General features: G+C 68.2%; 18 protein-coding genes. 8 read left to right on the forward strand and 10 right to left on the reverse strand.

Annotated elements, in window-relative coordinates:
* The first annotated feature begins 15 nt into the window (after nucleotides 1-15).
* From RPX00_RS17625 to RPX00_RS17640, 4 genes are all read left to right on the forward strand, one after another.
* Complete coding sequence (locus RPX00_RS17625; protein WP_378300913.1) at nucleotides 16-1155, forward strand: GuaB3 family IMP dehydrogenase-related protein; 1140 nt, start codon at nucleotides 16-18, stop codon at nucleotides 1153-1155.
* Nucleotides 1156-1278: 123 nt separating this feature from the next.
* Nucleotides 1279-1461, forward strand: coding sequence for a hypothetical protein (locus tag RPX00_RS17630; protein ID WP_406640658.1), 183 nt, complete (start codon nucleotides 1279-1281; stop codon nucleotides 1459-1461).
* Nucleotides 1462-1521: 60 nt separating this feature from the next.
* A complete protein-coding gene (locus tag RPX00_RS17635; protein WP_406640660.1) occupies nucleotides 1522-3228 on the forward strand; it encodes a GMC family oxidoreductase N-terminal domain-containing protein in 1707 nt (568 codons plus the stop codon).
* A 13-nt stretch (nucleotides 3229-3241) separates the two neighbouring features.
* Entirely contained in the window at nucleotides 3242-3931 is a 690-nt protein-coding gene (locus tag RPX00_RS17640; protein ID WP_406640662.1) for a maleylpyruvate isomerase N-terminal domain-containing protein, read from the forward strand.
* Nucleotides 3932-3933: 2 nt separating this feature from the next.
* On the opposite strand, the gene RPX00_RS17645 is transcribed toward RPX00_RS17640, so the two are convergent.
* On the reverse strand, nucleotides 3934-4380 hold the full coding sequence (locus tag RPX00_RS17645; RefSeq protein WP_406640664.1) for an ester cyclase: 447 nt from the start codon (nucleotides 4378-4380) through the stop codon (nucleotides 3934-3936).
* A 74-nt stretch (nucleotides 4381-4454) separates the two neighbouring features.
* Here RPX00_RS17645 and RPX00_RS17650 point away from each other — a divergent pair, with 74 nt between their 5' ends.
* Nucleotides 4455-5099, forward strand: a complete 645-nt coding sequence (locus RPX00_RS17650; protein WP_406640666.1) for a TetR/AcrR family transcriptional regulator C-terminal domain-containing protein — start codon at nucleotides 4455-4457, stop codon at nucleotides 5097-5099.
* Nucleotides 5096-6559: an FAD-dependent oxidoreductase gene (locus RPX00_RS17655; protein WP_406640668.1), complete on the forward strand. Its 1464-nt coding sequence runs from the start codon at nucleotides 5096-5098 to the stop codon at nucleotides 6557-6559. The genes RPX00_RS17650 and RPX00_RS17655 overlap by 4 nt, the downstream gene beginning before the upstream one ends.
* On the opposite strand, the gene RPX00_RS17660 is transcribed toward RPX00_RS17655, so the two are convergent.
* Nucleotides 6547-6999 carry an N-acetyltransferase family protein gene (locus RPX00_RS17660; protein ID WP_406640670.1) on the reverse strand — a complete coding sequence of 151 codons (453 nt, stop codon included), beginning with the start codon at nucleotides 6997-6999 and terminating at the stop codon, nucleotides 6547-6549. The two genes, RPX00_RS17655 and RPX00_RS17660, sit on opposite strands and share 13 nt — an antisense overlap.
* A gap of 5 nt (nucleotides 7000-7004) precedes the next feature.
* Entirely contained in the window at nucleotides 7005-8450 is a 1446-nt protein-coding gene (locus RPX00_RS17665) for an aldehyde dehydrogenase family protein (RefSeq protein ID WP_406640672.1), read from the reverse strand.
* 129 nt (nucleotides 8451-8579) lie between these two features.
* Here RPX00_RS17665 and RPX00_RS17670 point away from each other — a divergent pair, with 129 nt between their 5' ends.
* On the forward strand, nucleotides 8580-9221 hold the full coding sequence (locus RPX00_RS17670; RefSeq protein WP_406640674.1) for a rhomboid family intramembrane serine protease: 642 nt from the start codon (nucleotides 8580-8582) through the stop codon (nucleotides 9219-9221).
* Here RPX00_RS17670 and RPX00_RS17675 read toward each other — a convergent pair.
* On the reverse strand, nucleotides 9154-9699 hold the full coding sequence (locus RPX00_RS17675; protein WP_406640676.1) for a DinB family protein: 546 nt from the start codon (nucleotides 9697-9699) through the stop codon (nucleotides 9154-9156). The genes RPX00_RS17670 and RPX00_RS17675 overlap by 68 nt on opposite strands.
* A 117-nt stretch (nucleotides 9700-9816) precedes the next feature.
* Between RPX00_RS17675 and guaA the strand changes: the two genes are divergently transcribed.
* Nucleotides 9817-11373, forward strand: coding sequence for a glutamine-hydrolyzing GMP synthase (guaA, locus tag RPX00_RS17680; RefSeq protein ID WP_406640678.1), 1557 nt, complete (start codon nucleotides 9817-9819; stop codon nucleotides 11371-11373).
* Nucleotides 11374-11419: 46 nt separating this feature from the next.
* On the opposite strand, the gene RPX00_RS17685 is transcribed toward guaA, so the two are convergent.
* From RPX00_RS17685 to RPX00_RS17710, 6 genes are all read right to left on the reverse strand, one after another.
* Nucleotides 11420-11650, reverse strand: coding sequence for a hypothetical protein (locus RPX00_RS17685; protein ID WP_406640679.1), 231 nt, complete (start codon nucleotides 11648-11650; stop codon nucleotides 11420-11422).
* Complete coding sequence (locus RPX00_RS17690; RefSeq protein WP_406640681.1) at nucleotides 11643-12929, reverse strand: PspC domain-containing protein; 1287 nt, start codon at nucleotides 12927-12929, stop codon at nucleotides 11643-11645. Before RPX00_RS17690 ends, RPX00_RS17685 begins: the two co-directional genes overlap by 8 nt.
* Nucleotides 12930-13022: 93 nt before the next feature.
* Nucleotides 13023-13451 (reverse strand): hypothetical protein, encoded by a 429-nt coding sequence (locus tag RPX00_RS17695; RefSeq protein WP_406640683.1) that lies wholly within the window; start codon nucleotides 13449-13451, stop codon nucleotides 13023-13025.
* A 334-nt stretch (nucleotides 13452-13785) separates the two neighbouring features.
* Nucleotides 13786-14349: a DUF3558 family protein gene (locus RPX00_RS17700; protein WP_406640685.1), complete on the reverse strand. Its 564-nt coding sequence runs from the start codon at nucleotides 14347-14349 to the stop codon at nucleotides 13786-13788.
* Nucleotides 14346-14843 carry a hypothetical protein gene (locus RPX00_RS17705; protein ID WP_406640687.1) on the reverse strand — a complete coding sequence of 166 codons (498 nt, stop codon included), beginning with the start codon at nucleotides 14841-14843 and terminating at the stop codon, nucleotides 14346-14348. The genes RPX00_RS17700 and RPX00_RS17705 overlap by 4 nt, the downstream gene beginning before the upstream one ends.
* Before the next feature lie 67 nt (nucleotides 14844-14910).
* The gene (locus tag RPX00_RS17710) at nucleotides 14911-16353 is read right to left on the reverse strand and encodes a hypothetical protein (RefSeq protein ID WP_406640689.1); all 1443 of its coding nucleotides are present in this window, start codon (nucleotides 16351-16353) and stop codon (nucleotides 14911-14913) included.
* Between the last annotated feature and the right edge of the window lie 30 nt (nucleotides 16354-16383).

Genomic DNA, 16383 nt, shown 5'->3' on the forward strand with positions numbered 1-16383 from the left:
GAGAAGGGACATCACGTGCGGGATCTGGTCGAGATCGGCATGGGCCGCACGGCGCGGCGGGCGTATGACCTCGATGACGTGGAGATCGTGCCGTCGCGGCGGACGCGGTCCTCGTCGGTGGTGTCCACCGCCTGGCAGATCGACGCGTACCGGTTCGACTTGCCGCTGGTCACCCACCCGACCGACGCGATCGTGTCGCCGGGGACCGCGGTGGCGGTCGGCGAGCTGGGCGGCCTCGGCGTGCTCAACGCCGAAGGGCTGTGGGCCAGGCACGCGAACGTCGAAGAAGCGATCTTCCGCCTCGTCCGCGCGGCCGAGGACAGCGAGGACCCGGCCGCGGTCGTGCGTGAGCTGCAGGAGCTGCACTCCGCGCCGATCCGCCTCGACCTGCTGACCGAGGCGATCAAGACGGTCCGCGAATCCGGTGTGACGGTGGCCGCGCGGGTCAGCCCGCAGCACGCCGCCGAGCTGACGCCGGACCTGATCGCCGCCGGCGTCGAGATCCTGGTCGTGCAGGGCACGATCATCTCCGCCGAGCACGTGCAGCGCGACGCGGAACCGCTCAACCTCAAGGAGTTCATCGGCCGTCTCGACGTGCCGGTGATCGCGGGCGGCGTGAGCGACTACCGCACGGCCATGCACCTGATGCGCACCGGCGCGGCGGGCGTCATCGTCGGCCACGGCTACACCGAGGGCGTCACCAGCACCGACCGCGTGCTCGGCATCGGCACCCCGATGGCGACGGCGATCGTGGACGCGGCCGCCGCCCGCCGCGACTACCTGGACGAGACCGGCGGCCGCTACGTGCACGTCCTCGCCGACGGCGGCATCACGACGTCCGGCGACATTGCGAAGGCGATCGCCTGCGGCGCGGACGCGGTGATGCTCGGCGCCCCGCTGGCGACCGCGTCGGACGCCCCGGGCCAGGGCCTGTACTGGACGGCCGCGGCGGCACACCCGTCGCTGCCGCGCTCGCGCGTGGTCGCCGGCCCGGACTCGGACTACGCGGTGGACCTGAAGACGCTGCTGTTCGGCCCGTCCTCGGACGCGGAGGGCGTGGTGAACCTGTTCGGCGCGCTGCGCCGCGCGATGGCGAAGACGGGGTACTCGGACCTGAAGGAGTTCCAGCGCGTCGGGCTGACCGTGCGCGGCTGAGGTACTCGCGAAAAAGGCCCCCTTCACGGGGGCCTTTTTTGTGCCCGCCGGTCCGAAACGCGCCCTTCTCCGTTATACTTTCGTTATCTTTGGAGTTCGGTGTCGCGCCTGAAGGGTGAGCGGATGGCACTGCTGGGGGAGTCCGCGTCGACCTGGTGGCTCGGCGGAATAGTGGTGGGCAGCCTGCTGATCCGGCTGCTCGCGCTGGTCGTGGCGTTGCGCGGGACGGAACCGGCGGAACGGCCCGCCATCATCCGGGCGCTCGGCGAGCTGTTCCGCTTCGCGCCGCGCCGCAAGACCCGATGAGGTAACTCGTCAGTAACTTACCTCTGGCCTGGCGGCTCCCCGGGGGTTACGCTCTTTCCTGTGACTGCCAGTAACACCACCACCGCGCGGCAAGAACCCGACTACGACGTCCTCGTGGTCGGGTCCGGGTTCGGCGGCAGCGTCGCGGCGTTGCGGCTGACCGAGAAGGGCTACCGCGTCGCGGTGGTCGAGGCGGGCAGGCGGTTCGCCGACGACGAGTTCGCCAAGACGTCCTGGGACCTCAAGCGCTACCTCTGGGCCCCGCAGCTCGGCTGTTACGGCATCCAGCGCATCCACATGCTCAACGACGTGATGGTGCTGGCAGGCGCGGGCGTCGGCGGCGGTTCGCTGGTGTACGCGAACACGCTGTACCGGCCGCTCAAGCCGTTCTACCAAGACCGGCAGTGGGCGCACATCACCGACTGGGAAAGCGAACTCGCGCCGCACTACGACCAGGCCAGCCGCATGCTCGGCGTCGTCACGAACCCGACGATCACGCCGTCCGACGTGGTGATGCGGGACGTCGCAAAAGACATGGGCGTCGAGGATTCGTTCCACGCCACGCCGGTCGGGGTGTATTTCGGCAAGCCCGGCGAGACCGTGAAGGACCCGTTCTTCGGCGGTGCCGGACCGGATCGGGTCGGCTGTACCGAATGCGGTTCGTGCATGACCGGATGTCGGGTCGGCGCGAAAAACACGCTGGTGAAGAACTATCTGTACCTCGCGGAGAAGGACGGCGCGAAGGTCATTCCGCTCACCACGGTGACGTCGGTGAGCCCGCGCAGCAACGGTTACGCGATCACGTTGCAGAAGACCGGCACGCGTTCGCGGCGTTTCCGTACCACGGTCACGGCGACGCAGGTGGTGTTCGCCGCCGGCACCTGGGGTACGCAGAATCTGTTGCACCGCATGAAGGACACGGCCGCGCTGCCGAAATTGTCGCAGCGGCTCGGGGAATTGACGCGGACGAATTCCGAGGCGATTATCGGCGCGGCCCGGACCACTGTGGACGAAAACCGGGACTTCAGCCGCGGCGTCGCGATCACCTCGTCCATCCATCCGGACGAGAACACGCACATCGAACCGGTGCGCTACGGCAAGGGCAGCAACGCGATGAGCCTGCTGCAAACCGTGGCCACCGACGGGTCTTCGAACGTTCCGCGCTGGCGGCAGGCGGTCACCTTCCTGGTCAAACACCCGGTGCAGTCGGCGAAACTGCTGAACGCGTACCGGTGGAGCGAGCGCACGGTGATCCTGCTGGTGATGCAGAGCCTCGACAACTCCATCACCACCTACACCCGGCGCGGCCTGTTCGGACGGCGGAAGTACACGTCGAAACAGGGCCACGGCGAGCCGAACCCGAGCTTCATCCCGGCCGGGCACGAGGCGAACATCCGGACCGCGGAACGGATCGGCGGCATGCCGGGCGGCACCTGGGGCGAGGTGTTCGACATCCCGCTCACCGCGCACTTCATCGGCGGCGTGCCGATCGGCGACAGCGCCGACACCGGGGTGATCGACCCGTACCACCGCGTGTACGGCTATCCCGGATTGTCCGTTGTGGACGGTTCGGCGATCACCGCGAACCTCGGGGTGAACCCGTCGCTCACGATCGCCGCGCAGGCGGAGCGGGCGTTCTCGTTCTGGCCCAACAAGGGCGAGGACGACCAGCGGCCGGAGCAGAGCAACGGGTACGCCCGGATCGAGCCGGTCGCACCGAAGAATCCGGCGGTTCCGGCGAACGCTCCCGCGGCGTTGCGCCGCTGACTAAGCTCGCCCGGTGACCACTACGGCGCTGGAGCGACTCCGGGAACTGCACGACGAATGGGCACGCGTCGCCGAGGCGATGCCGGAGACGGCGTTCGGCGAGCCGAGCGCGCTGCCCGGCTGGACGCGCGCGCATCTGTTCACTCACCTCGCGCGCAACGCCGACGCTCTCGGCAACCTGTTGACCTGGGCCGAAACCAGGGTCGAACAGTCGATGTACGGCCCCGGCAACGCCCGCGACGACGAGATCGAGGCCGGCGCGGGCCGCGCCCCGGCGCAGATCGTGGCCGACCTGGTGGCCTCCGGGAAACGGCTGACCGACCACGCCGCGCGCCTGCCGGACGAGGCGTGGTCAGCGCGCGTGCGGCACCGCCACGGCGGCGAGCTGACCGGCGCGGACGTGCTCACGCTGCGGCTGTCCGAGACCACGATTCACCTCGCCGATCTCGACGGTGGCCACGATTTCGACAGCGCCACCGCCCTGCTCGGCGAGCATCTCGACGCGGTAGTGGCCACGCTGATCCGGATGTGCCCGCGTCCGCTGCCGTCGTTCCGTATCACCGATGGCGTCCGGACTTGGACTCTCGGGGATGGCGGCGAGCTGGTGACTGGCACGCCGGGGACGGTGTTGGCCTGGCTGACCGGTCGTGGTGACAGTTCCGCGCTGTCCGGCCCGGTCCCGGAGATGGCACCGTTGATCTGACCTCAGCCAGCCTGCCGAGCGGCGGCGAGTTCGTCGTCGTCGCCGACGATGCCCAGTTGCTGCAGGATGGCGAGCCGGTCGGTCTGGATGTCCAGGTCGGAGATCCGGCCGTCGGTGACCCGCGCGAGAAGGAAACCGCGCCACGTTCCGCTTTTGCCGGTCGCGAAGCCTCTGCGGTAGTAGCCGGTGTTGGTGGCGGTGAGCGTCACCGTGGCGGCGGCCCGATCGCCTTCGGCGAGCAGGGAATCGAGGTCCACGCGCAGGTCTGGGAACGCGGTCAGCATCTGCGTCCAGCCGGTGCGGAAGGCGGCCAGCCCGCCGGTCGGCGCGTCGACTACGACCGGGCCGGCTTCGGTCACGTCCTCGGCCACCACGGTGTCCAGGTCGCTGAGGTCGTGGCTGTTGACGATCGACACGAAACGCTGCAGGACGGTCTTGGGGTCAGTCATGATTCCTCGATTCTTACGCTGTAAGAGACGTCGATAGTGGTACCTTACGGCGTAAGAAACGTCAAGGGGGGCCAGTGGCCGATCGGAGGGCCCGGCCGCGCGCCGGGCTGACCAGGGAGCGGGTCGTGGACGCCGCGCTCGCGTTCGTGGACGAGCACGGCGTCGCCGCGCTGTCGATGCGCAAGCTCGGCGCGGAACTTGGCGTGGAGGCGATGACGCTCTACCACTACGTCCCGAACAAGGAAGCGCTGTTCGACGCGCTCATCGACCGGCTCGTTTCAGCGCTGGCCGGGATCGAGCCGGAACCGGGCGAGCGCGGTCCGCAGTGGCTGGGCCGGGTGGCCCGGGCGTACCGGGAGCAGTTGCTCGCGCATCCGGGCGTGCTGCCGCTCGCCGCGACCCGTCCGGCGGTCAGCCCGGACTCGCTGCAGGTGATCGAAACCGCATTGCGGCTGCTTGAGTTGCCGCCGGCGCGCGGACTCGACATGGTGAACGCCGTGATGACTTTCGTCCTCGGCCACACGCTCGCCGAGGCTGGCCGGACGCCCGGCACGCAGTCCGATGTGGACAGTTTGACGCACCTCGACGACGACCGCTTTCCGCTGCTCGCGCAAGCGCTGCGGGACGGGGCCCGGCACGGCGAGCGGTTCGAATTCGCTCTTCGCGCATTACTGGCCGGACTCTTCGCAACCGACCCGCGGTCTGAGGCGTCTGAATGAACATGACACTGGGGAGAAGGACGTTCTTGCGCGCCGCCGGGCTGACGGCGGTCGGCGCGGTGGCCGCGGCGTGCACGTCGAAACCAGGGCCGCCGGTGCCGCAGACCAGCCCGACGACGAGAGCGTCCGTACCGCCGAGCACCAGCGCGAAGCCGTCCGGGCCACCGGACTGGAACGCGTTGCGCGGCAAGCTATCCGGAGACCTCGTGGTGTCTGGCGACAGCGGATTCGCCAGCGCGAAGCGCGCGTTCAATCCGCTTTTCGACGGACGTAACCCGGCTGCGGTCGCGAAATGCGCGAAACCGGAGGACGTGCAGGCGTGCGTTGAAGCGGCTGGCGGACGGATTCCGCTGGCCGCGCGCAGCGGTGGGCACAGCTATGCCGGGTACTCGGCGCCGGACGGCGGGCTGGTCATCGACGTCGGCGAAATGGCCGGCGTGGACGTCCAGGGCGACCAGGTCGTGATCGGCGCGGGCGCGAAGCTCGGCGACGTTTATGCGGAGCTGGCGAAAGCGGGCCGTTGCCTGCCTGCGGGTTCGTGTCCGACAGTCGGCATCGCCGGGCTCGCGCTCGGCGGCGGTATCGGCGTATTGACCCGCAAATACGGCTTGACCTGCGACCGGATGCAGTCCGCGCAGATCGTCACGCCGGACGGCAAGCTGCGCACGGTAAACGCGCAATCCGACGCCGAGCTGTTCTGGGCGCTTCGCGGCGGCGGGGGCGGAAACTTCGGCGTGGTCACGTCGTTCACCTTCGCCACCGTGGAAGCACCGACCATCACGGTGTTTTCGCTGAAGTTCCCGTCCGGTTCGGCGAGCGACGTGGTCGACGCGTGGCAGCGCTGGCTGCCGAGCGCTCCGCCCGAATTGTGGTCCAATTGCGTGGTTTCCGGCGGTTCGAGCGGGGCTTGTCGGATCGGTGGGGCGTTTGTCGGCACTCAGTCGGGGCTGACGTCGGCGCTCAGCGGATTGTCTGTGACGCCGTCCAGTCGCACGATGAAAACCCTCAGCTACGGCGCGGCGATGAACTATTTCTCCGGCAGTTCGGAACGGCAGACTTTCGTGGCGTCGTCGCGGATCATCACGGATCCGGTGGATGGCGGGAAGATCGCGGATCTTGCGTCCGGGCACAAGGGAATGGACCTGCTCATCGACGGTCTCGGCGGCGCAGTGAGCGACATCGCACCGACCGCGACGGCCTTCCCCCACCGGAAAGCGCTGGCGAGCATCCAGGTCTACGCCCCGGCGACCGTGAGCAGCAAGGAAACCGCGCGCAAGTCAGTGTCCACTGTGGTCGCTGGGCTGGCGGACGCGGGCGCGCGCGGCGGCTACGTGAATTACATCGACCCGGATCTGCCGGACTGGAAGTCGGCCTATTACGGCGACAACGCGGCCCGGCTGGACCAGGTGGCGAAAAAGTACGACCCCAACGGGGTTTTCAAGTTCGCTCAGTCCGCGTGAGGAGGGGGCCAGACGTAACGCACGTCTGGCTCGCCTTCTTCATTTCGCTGTCCATCGGTGTATTCGACGGCGACGAAGCCGTGGCGGCGGTAAAACCGTTGCGCTGACTCGTTGATCTGGAAGGTCCACAGCGTCAGCCCGTCTGGGCGGAGCTGTTTGGCCAAGCCCACCAACTGATCGCCGATTCCCCGTCCGCGCCACGGTGGGTCGAGATAGAGCTGGGCCAGCTCCGCGTCGTCGAGCACCAAGAGACCGGCCACAGTGGACTCGGCCACCGCGACCCAGGTTTCTTGCTGTGGCACCACGACATTCGCGAACCACCAGCGCACCGAGTCGTCATCGTGTGCGCGACGCACCGACGGCAGCGCGGCGGAGAACGACCGCAGCCACACGTCGGCGACGTCGCGTGCGTCAGCGGCCGTTGCCCGCCGAAGGTCCACTGTGGTCAGAGGTCCACTCCGGTGAAGACCGTCACCCGCTCCTCGGTCAGGTCGTGCATTGCCGACAGCACGCCCTCCCGGCCGACGCCCGAACCCTTTACCCCGCCGTACGGCATCTGATCCGCGCGATACGACGGCACGTCGCCGATGATCACGCCGCCCACTTCCAGCTCCGCCGACGCGTGGAACGCCAGCTGCACGTCGCTGGTGAAGACTCCGGCCTGCAACCCATATGCGGACGCGTTCACCGAAGCGAAAGCCTCGTCGACACCGTCCACAATGGATACTGCCAACACCGGCCCGAAGATTTCTTCCGACCAGGCCTTGGCGTCCGCCGGTACGTCGGTCAGCAGCGTCGGCGCAACCGTTGCGCCAGAACGGGTTCCGCCGGTCAGCAGCCGCGCACCACCGGCCACGGCCTCCTCGACCCACGCGATGATCCGTTCCGCGGCCGCCTCGTCGACGACCGGGCCGACGTCGGTGTTGCGGTCATACGGGTCGCCGGTCTGCTGTGCCTCGACGGCCTCGGTCAGCGCGGGCACGAACTCGTCCGCGATCGCCGCGTCCACGATCACCCGCTGCACCGCGATGCACGACTGGCCAGCCTGGTAGTTGCCGAATGTCGCGATCCGCTGCGCAGCGCCCTCGACGTCCGGCCAGTCCCGCAGCACGACCGCTGCCGCGTTGCCGCCCAGCTCGAGCACCACGTGCTTGCGTGCCGCCGCGTCCGCGATCGACCAGCCGACCGGGCCCGATCCGGTGAACGACACCACCGGCAGCCGCGGGTCGGCGACCAGCGCCTGAGTCTCCTCGTTTCCCAGCGGCAGTACGGAAAACGCGCCCTCCGGCAGGTCGGTTTCGGCGAGCAGTTCGCCGAGCACCAGCGAAGACAGCGGCGTGCGCGGCGCGGGCTTGACGATGATCGGTGCGCCGACCGCGAGCGCGGGCGCGACCTTGTGCGCCACCAGGTTCAGCGGGAAGTTGAACGGCGCGATCCCGAGCACCGGCCCGCGCGGCACCCGGCGGGTCAGCGCGAGCCGGGCGTCGCCGGACGGGTCGGCGTCGAGCCGCTGCATCTCGCCGCTGAACCGGCGCGCCTCCTCGGCCGCGATGCGGAACACCGACACCGCGCGCTTCACCTCGGCCTCGGCCCACTTCAACGGCTTGCCGTTCTCGGCCGTGATCACCTCGGCGAGTTCCTCGGCCCGCATCGCGAGCCCGCGCGAAACGTGCTCCAGCGCGGCCGCCCGCTGGTGTGCGGGAGTCCGCCGGAACTCCTTCGCGACCGCGGCCGCCGCGGCCACCGCCCGTTCGACCTGGTCAGCGCCGGGCACCGCGACCGTCGCCACTTCGCTGCCGTCGAACGGGTGGTGCACCACGAGGGTGCTCGCGCCCTGCTCAGCCTGGCCGGCGATCCACGCGGCCCGCGGCTGTGGGGTGATCGTGTCCATGCGCTTCAAGGTATTAGGCAGCGCCAGGCCCAGCACGCCGGACTCGGTCCTTCTTTTGTGGCACCTGTCCTGGTGCCGAGATGACATTTGTCGGGGGTCTCGGGCGCGGGCTCGGCATATCGTCAGCGCATGACCAACTCGGTGGCCGCTCGCTGGTCCGAAAGCCCGCTGCGGACCTTCTTCGCTCGCGTCGGAACACCGCGCCGTCCGGTGCTGACCGGCGCGGTGTTCCTCGTGACCGCGGCTGTGCTCGTCGCCCAGCTGGCGGACCCGTCGCTCTTCGACCGTTTCAAGCGCGACGCGACGGCGATCGACGCTGGCGAGTGGTGGCGGCTGCTCACCGGGATGTTCTTCCAGGACGGCAAGCTTTTCGGCGGGATTTTCAACCTGATCGCCCTCGCCGTGGTGGGCACGCTCGCGGAATGGTGCCTCGGCCGCGTGTCGTGGTTCGCCCTGTATTTCGGCTGCGGGCTGTTCGGGCAGTACCTCAGCTATGTCTGGCTGAACCCGGTGGGGGCGGGGAACTCGATGTGCGTTGCCGGGCTGCTCGGCGTGCTCGCCGTGGTCGTGCTGCGCGCCGCTGAACCACCTCAGGGGCTGTACCGCGCGGCGTTGCTGCTCGCCCCGCTGGCTGTGCTCGACACAGTGCTGCACGACAACCACGGCCTGCCCGCACTGCTCGGAATGGTGCTGGGGCTGCTGGTCACCGGTTTCGGTAAAGGTCGCGCAGCAGCAGGATCTCCGCGCAGTGATGGATCATCTCTCGGTTGATGTGCAAGACCAGCGCAGCCATCGACAGCTCCGCGTACGGCCCTTCAGCAGGACCGCACGGGCGAGCCAACGCTTCGGCGTCGAGGCTGCGTACGCCGGCGATCCAGGTCGCGTACGCGTCGTCGAGCTGCTTCAGCGCTTCGTCGGCAGTGCCCGCGTACGGGAAGTCCTGATAGGACACCGGCGGGCCGCCGAAGTGCGACGCGGAGCGCATGCCCAGCACGCCCGGGATGATGTGGCCCAGCCGCCACGCGATGGTGGTCACCGGCGGCGGGGTCGGCTCCGGGAACGAGAAGTCGATGGTGAAGTCGCCGGTGCCCGGCTGGCTCTCGTCCGTTCGAGGGTGCACCGTCCAGCAGTTCGCGACCGGTTGCCAGAAGTACTCGTCGTCGGTGAGCCCGTCCAGCTTCGGGCGCACGTGGTGCTGCCAGTGCCAGTCGAGCTGTTCGGTCAGTTCGTTGGTCCAGTCGTTGGTCATGCGGGCACGGTAAGCCGGTTCGCGGACGGTGGCTGTCCTCATTACGGGGGCATTGCCGACGTGACGGGGCCCACCTGGGACGATGGTGGCAAAAGCGCTGATACCTGGAGGTCTTGGGTGGCCACTCCCACCGGTCCGGTACTCGTCATGGACTTCGGGGCGCAGTACGCGCAGCTGATCGCCCGTCGCGTGCGCGAGGCGCAGGTCTTCTCCGAGGTCGTGCCGTCGAGCGCGACCGTCGAGGAGCTGCTGGCCAAGAACCCGTCCGCGATCATCCTGTCCGGCGGCCCGTCGAGCGTGTACGCCGAGGGTGCCCCGGCGATGGACCCGAAACTGGTCGAGGCCGGCGTGCCGATCCTCGGCATCTGCTACGGCCACCAGCTGCTCGCCCGTGCGCTCGGCGGGGTTGTCGAGCCGACCGGCGTGCGCGAGTTCGGCCGCACCGACGTGCGGATCGTCGGCGAGGGCGGCGTCCTGCACACCGGGCTGCCCGGCCACCAGACGGCGTGGATGAGCCACAACGACAGCGTCACCAAGGCCCCCGAGGGCTCGGTCGTCACGGCCAGCTCAGACGGTGCCGAGGTCGCCGGTTTCGAGGACGTCGAGCGGCGTTTCGCGGGCGTGCAGTACCACCCGGAGGTGGCACACTCGCCGCACGGCCAGGAGGTGCTGCGCCGGTTCCTGTACGAGATCGCCGGGGTGCAGCCTGGCTGGACCACCTCGTCCATTGTGGATGAGCAGGTCGCCAGGATCGCTTCGCAGATCGGCGAAGGACGAGCGATCTGCGCGCTGTCCGGCGGCGTTGACTCCGCGGTCGCGGCCGCGCTCGTGCAGCGCGCCATCGGCGACCGGCTGACCTGCGTGTTCGTCGACCACGGCCTGCTGCGCTCGGGCGAGCGCACCCAGGTGGAGCGCGATTTCGTGGCCGCGACGGGCGTCAACCTGGTCACCGTGGACGCGCGCGAGCGGTTCCTGAACGCGCTGGCCGGCGTCACCGACCCGGAGCAGAAGCGCAAGATCATCGGCCGCGAGTTCATCCGCGTGTTCGAGCAGGCCGAGCGCGACCTCAAGGCGCAGGGCGACTACCGGTTCCTCGTGCAGGGCACGCTGTACCCGGACGTGGTCGAGTCCGGCGGCGGCGAGGGCACCGCGAACATCAAGAGCCACCACAACGTCGGCGGTCTGCCGGACGACCTGCAGTTCGAGCTGGTCGAACCGCTGCGGCTGCTGTTCAAGGACGAGGTCCGCCGCGTCGGGCTCGAACTGGGGCTGCCGGAGACGATCGTGCAGCGCCAGCCGTTCCCCGGCCCCGGTCTCGGCATCCGGATCATCGGCGAGGTGACCGCGGACCGGCTGGAGACCCTGCGCGAGGCCGACGCGATCGCCCGCGAGGAACTCACCGCGGCCGGGCTGGACCAGGAGATCTGGCAGTGCCCGGTGGTGCTGCTCGCGGACGTCCGCAGCGTCGGCGTCCAGGGCGACGGCCGCACGTACGGTCACCCGATCGTCCTGCGCCCGGTGTCCTCGGAGGACGCGATGACCGCCGACTGGACGCGGCTGCCGTACGAGGTGCTGGAGCGGATCTCGACCCGGATCACGAACGAGGTGTCCGAGGTCAACCGCGTGGTGCTGGACGTGACGAGCAAGCCGCCGGGCACCATCGAGTGGGAATGACGTGAAAAACGGGGCCCCGGATAGCCGGGGCCCCGTTTTTGTGTTCTCAGGGGCGTCGCTTGCGGAACGACGCGCCGAGCATCAGGATCCCGCAGAACACCGCGCCGCCCGCGATGATCCAGCGGAAGTCGAAGGTGGGCAGCCAGCTGGAGCCGTCGGTGAGGACGTAACCGGACACCAGCAGGGTCGCGACCCCGACGATCAGCGTGATCCAGTCGACCCCGCGGCGGCGAGCCGGGGCCTCGGGCTCCTGGTAGGAGTAAGGGTTCTCAGCCACGGCGCACCTCCACCTGGCCCACGCCGTTGGTGACGTGGAGCGTGATCTTCTGTCCGCCGACGTTGTCGTCGCCGTTGTCGGTCCCGGTGATGGCCGGCTGGCCGACCCCGTTGGACGTGCGGCTGAGGCAGTCGACCTCACCGGCGGTGTTCTCGCAGGTGAAGGTGACGTCCGCGGTGCGCGGCACGATGACCTCGGTGTTCCCGGCGCCGTTGGAGACCGTCGTGGTGATCGGGTCGCTCGCGGCCAGCTGGGTCAGGTCGATCCGCATGTTCCCGGCGGCGTGCCGGTACACCGGCTGCAGCTCGGCCACCGTCCGCGGGGTAGCGGACAGATCGCCGACGCCGCCGCGCACGTCGAGGTTGTCGAACGTGCTGGTCGTGAGCACCATCCCGGCGACCGAGAGCGGGATCGCGAGCCCGATCAGGCCGCGAGCCCCGCGGACGAACGCCCCGGCCACGAGCCCGACGCCGAGCACCGCGAGCGTCAAACCGATGATGTGCCGCAGCGAGAACCAGTCGAACCCGTTCAGCGCGAGCGCCACGCCGACGCCGGCCACGATCACCGCGAGGCCGAACGTAGCGGCCCCGATCTTGGACCGCCGCCGCGGCGGCCGCGGCTCGTAGTCGTTGTAATCGCCGGTCGGCGGAGGCGGTGGCGCCGCCGGATCAGGCAGATCCCAGCCCGCCGGGTCGGCGGCCAGCGGATCCCAGCCCGGTGCCGCCGCCGCGGGAGTCGGGGTGTCGCTGTTCATCGTGAAAGCTCCGGTTCCGGAAGCGGTTCCGTCCGCCGCGAACGCGACGACCGGCGCCGGTCGGTTGTCCTGCCCGCGGGTGCGATGCAGGAGATAAAGGCACGTGGCGAGCAACGCGAACCCGATCAGACCGCCGCCGTCGAACCAGCCGCCGCCGAACGTCCACCCGACAACCGGAATCAACGCGACCGTCAGGACGGCCGCGAACGCCTTCGTCATGGTCGACCGCCCCCGGCCGATCAACGCCTCGAAGCCGGAAACCTCGTCGCCCTCCCCCGGGAAGAACAGCCACCCGAGCAGGTAAAGCACCAGCCCGAACCCCCCGAAGACGGTCGCCGCCGCCAGCGCGACCCGAATCACCACCGGATCGATCCCGTAGCGATCCCCCAGCCCAGCCGCGACCCCCGCGACCTTCCGCCCCGAGTGCGGCCGCCGAGGCCGGCTGGCCCAGAAGTCCTTGACGGTCTCCTCGAACCCGTTCAACGGATTCGTACGCGGAGGCCGCACGTCGTTCGCACCACTCATGCCTCACAGCATGGTCGATGGAGGGGGCGGCACATCGGGGAAGGTCCCTGAGGTTATCCCCGAGATGGGGGCTTGGGGCCTCCGTGGAAGGGGTCAGCCCTTGGGGAGGAGGGGGTCCAGCTTTTTGGCCAGGTCTTCAGCTGTGCTGCAGGACGCAGCAGTGTCGTTGCCGCCGGTCACGATGATGATCGCGCGCGAGCCGGACTCAACCGACATGAAAATCGAGCATTGGCCGCTGGACCCCAACGGTGCGGGTTCTTCGATGAACGGGCGTCCGTTAATTTTCCCGCTGCGCACCTTGTCAGGACTGCCGATGCCGTCTGTGTAACGTTGCCCTTCTTGCAAGCCGAGCGCCACCGCAGTGGCATTTATGCCGCCGCTGGCCTTGTCGGCAGCGCAGGCTTTCCTGCCCTGTGCGATCGAGGGGGTTGCTTTAGGGAAACCCTGGCCGCTGAGGATCTGGTCGAGGAGTGCGCACTGATTTCTGTTGGAAAAAGGGTTCCCGGACGAGGCTGGGGGCATCGTTGGAGAGGCTGCTGCTGGTCTTCTTCCGCGATGCCATCGACGGTCCTATCGCAGGCGGTCAGCGTCAGTGCTGCCGCGCTGAGCAGGATCGCTGCTTTCGGCGTGCGCGATACGATCATCAGTTGACCTGTCCTGTGCCGCTATCGGAATCGCTGAAGGTGATCGGTAGTACTGCAGCTGAGTTGACCCTGCGTTCGTTCAACTCTTCGGAAACTCCGATTCCAGCGCTACGACGACTTCTTCTTGCGTTTCGCGGGCAGTTGCTGCGTGGGTCTCGATGCGCCGACGACACCCAACGCGCTCGGCTGCTGGATAAACAGACGCTCTGCTTTCAGTTTCGGGGCAACATTTTATCCAGTGCGGTCGCGACCTCTTCAGCCTTCTTGCAGGCGGCTGCGGTGTCGTCGCCGATCAGTACGATCACCAAGGCGCGCGCGTTGGGGCCAACCTCCATGCCAATCTGGCAGCCACCTGGAGAACCCAGCAGGTCGCGCTGCTCGATGAGCTTTCTGCCGTCAATGTTTCCATTGTGTGCCGAATTGGGATTCTGGATGTTTTCTGTGTACTTTTGGCCATTTTGAAGCGCGATGCCGACTTCGGCCGCAGGATCCTTCGCGGCATTTTCGGACATCTTCTTTGTTCGGCAGCTTCGGTTGGAGTCTGCGACGGATGGTTGTGCTGGCGGGAATCCTTGACCGGCTAGGATTTTATCGACCAGTTGGCATTGGTTCAATGAGGAGAACGGATTGTCGGAACTGGAAGCGGGACTGCTGGCTGGCGCGGGTGCCGATGCGCTCGGCGTTGCCGAGCCGTCAACGGGATTGCTGCAGGCTGCTGTGCCGACTAAGGCGAACGCGGCACTGAGTAGCCTGACTGCTCGGCGAGTCTTCGTCACGAATTGTCCAGCTTCTTGTTAAGTTCGGCGAACGATGTAGTGTTATCTGATTCGTTCTTCTTGTAGTTTTCGCGCGCGATGGTCAGGGCTTCGAGGGCGGCCTTGACGCCTTTGTACATCAGGTCAAGGTTGGGGAGCATTGCGTCGGTGTCGCCCTCGGCGACTTTGGTGTTGAATTTTGCTACTTTGTCGGCGTAGCCGGAGCTTCCCATCTGCGCGGACTGGGTCAAGATATTCAAGTCATAGCGCATGTCCCGGTAGCCGTCCAGGAAGAAGTTGCACGCTTTCAGATAAGCGTTGAACCCAGCCTCATTGACTGCGAACGCGCCGTTCTGCGCCAACGTCTTCAGCGTGTTCCCGGCGTCGCGCATCTTTAGTGCGGCGTCGTGGCTTCCGGGGCCTTCGGTCAGCCCCGCCAGGAACGCATTGCCCGCTGTGTCGGCTGCGGACGAGCTTCCGGAGATCGGCTCGGAGTTTACTTCGATTCCTGGCATCGGCTGCTCCTGTGTTTGCGCTCAGGTCGCTAAGGCTGTGGGCGCGTGGCGGAAAATCCTTCGCGGATCAACCGCCGAGAACCGGGGGAGTGATTTTCTCCCCGTCCGGCCCGCGTTCCGGCCTGACCTCGAAGACCTCGTCCGGATCGACCTGTGTCGGGATCTTGTTCTTGTGTTCCTTGTCCTCTTCCTTCTTCTTCCCGGCACCCGCCGCGCCAGCAGCCCCCGCGGCGCCAGGCTTTCCGCCCTTCCCTGCGTTCGCCGCGGCGGTGGCACCGCGCTCGAGTCGCTCTGCGGCGCCCTTGCTCTCACTCGGCTTACCGGCACCGCCCGAGCCGGCACCGCCAGTCACCCGGCCGCCAGCGCCGCCTCGGCCAACGCCACCGCCCGACCGGCTGCGTGGCGTGTCCTCGCCGGGGTTTCCGGCTCCGCCCCCGCCCAGCGCGAGCCCGTCAGGGGACAGCCGGCCCAGCGGACCAGGCGTGGGCCGGACGTTCCCGCCGCCGGGCAGGCTGGGGTTGCTGAGCGGTCCGGTGCCGGTGTTGATGCCTGGCCCGGGGCTGTAGGGCACTCCGGGCGGGGAGACCGCGGGATTGCCGCCAGCAGGCGGGCCGAAAGCGTTGGCAGCGGGACCGCCCAGCGGAGGAGCCCCGGTGTACCCAGGCCCGCCAGTCACCGGGCCACCCGGCGGCCCGACATAAGGCCCACTCGAAGCCCCGCCAGGCACCGTGACCGGCGCGGCGCTGCTCGCGTGCGTGCTGTCGTTGTTCATCTGCGGCGGCGGTGAATAAACCGGCTGCGTCGTTGACGTCTCGTGATACGTCGAGTCCAGCCCGTGCATCACCTGGACCGCCTGCTGGTGCGCCGCGTCTGCCTGTTGCTGCTTGGCCGCGACGTCGCCCATCGCGATCACGCCCTGCAAAGGGTTGCCGTTCTGGAACTGTTCGGTCGCCTTGGCCATCTCGGCCTTCTGGTCGAACCCGGTCGGCTCCGGCATGTTCTTGTGCGCGTAGTCAGCCGCCGCGGACTGCTGGGAGTAGCGGTTCGACACCAGCTGCATCGCGCTGCCGGTCTTCTCCGTGTGGTCCGCCGTGCTCTGGAAGAACGAATGCGCCTGGTTCGCGGCCGTGCCCTGCCACTCGGCCCCTGCGGTATTGGCCGCGTCGCGGAACTGGTTGGACACGTCGGCGAGCCAGTTGCCGTAGAAGTTCGTCACGCGGCTGCGTTCGTTGATGCCCTTGAAGTCCAAGCCCTCGTTGACCATTTTGTGCAGGTCTTCGTGGCTGTACGACGCGTAGTTCGCGTCCGGCGTCGGCGCGTCGCCCCTGGTCTGCTGACCCTGGAGCAACTGCTGGCCCTGCTGGACCGAGTACTGCGAGGCGTCCCGCTCAGTCGCGCTGCGCGTCTCCGGCGAGTCCTCGCCGACCGCGAAGATCTGGTGCACGTTCTGCGTCCGGGCGTAGTAATCGCCTGCGGACTCGACGTGCTCCGCGCGATGCTGCTCGGTCATCCGGCCTCCCCGCCCCGTTTACGCACTGTG

The sequence above is a fragment of the Amycolatopsis sp. WGS_07 genome (genome assembly GCF_045278895.1).
Classification (GTDB): domain Bacteria; phylum Actinomycetota; class Actinomycetes; order Mycobacteriales; family Pseudonocardiaceae; genus Amycolatopsis.

What these genes read in the sequence shown, in the direction of transcription:
- RPX00_RS17630 (WP_406640658.1), top strand. Translation starts at nt 1,279, where the DNA reads ATGGCACTGCTGGGGGAGTCCGCGTCGACCTGGTGGCTCGGCGGAATA.
- RPX00_RS17645 (WP_406640664.1), bottom strand. Translation starts at nt 4,380, where the DNA reads ATGACTGACCCCAAGACCGTCCTGCAGCGTTTCGTGTCGATCGTCAAC.
- RPX00_RS17655 (WP_406640668.1), top strand. Translation starts at nt 5,096, where the DNA reads ATGAACATGACACTGGGGAGAAGGACGTTCTTGCGCGCCGCCGGGCTG.
- RPX00_RS17665 (WP_406640672.1), bottom strand. Translation starts at nt 8,450, where the DNA reads ATGGACACGATCACCCCACAGCCGCGGGCCGCGTGGATCGCCGGCCAG.
- RPX00_RS17670 (WP_406640674.1), top strand. Translation starts at nt 8,580, where the DNA reads ATGACCAACTCGGTGGCCGCTCGCTGGTCCGAAAGCCCGCTGCGGACC.
- RPX00_RS17675 (WP_406640676.1), bottom strand. Translation starts at nt 9,699, where the DNA reads ATGACCAACGACTGGACCAACGAACTGACCGAACAGCTCGACTGGCAC.
- RPX00_RS17690 (WP_406640681.1), bottom strand. Translation starts at nt 12,929, where the DNA reads ATGAGTGGTGCGAACGACGTGCGGCCTCCGCGTACGAATCCGTTGAAC.
- RPX00_RS17695 (WP_406640683.1), bottom strand. Translation starts at nt 13,451, where the DNA reads ATGCCCCCAGCCTCGTCCGGGAACCCTTTTTCCAACAGAAATCAGTGC.
- RPX00_RS17705 (WP_406640687.1), bottom strand. Translation starts at nt 14,843, where the DNA reads ATGCCAGGAATCGAAGTAAACTCCGAGCCGATCTCCGGAAGCTCGTCC.
- RPX00_RS17710 (WP_406640689.1), bottom strand. Translation starts at nt 16,353, where the DNA reads ATGACCGAGCAGCATCGCGCGGAGCACGTCGAGTCCGCAGGCGATTAC.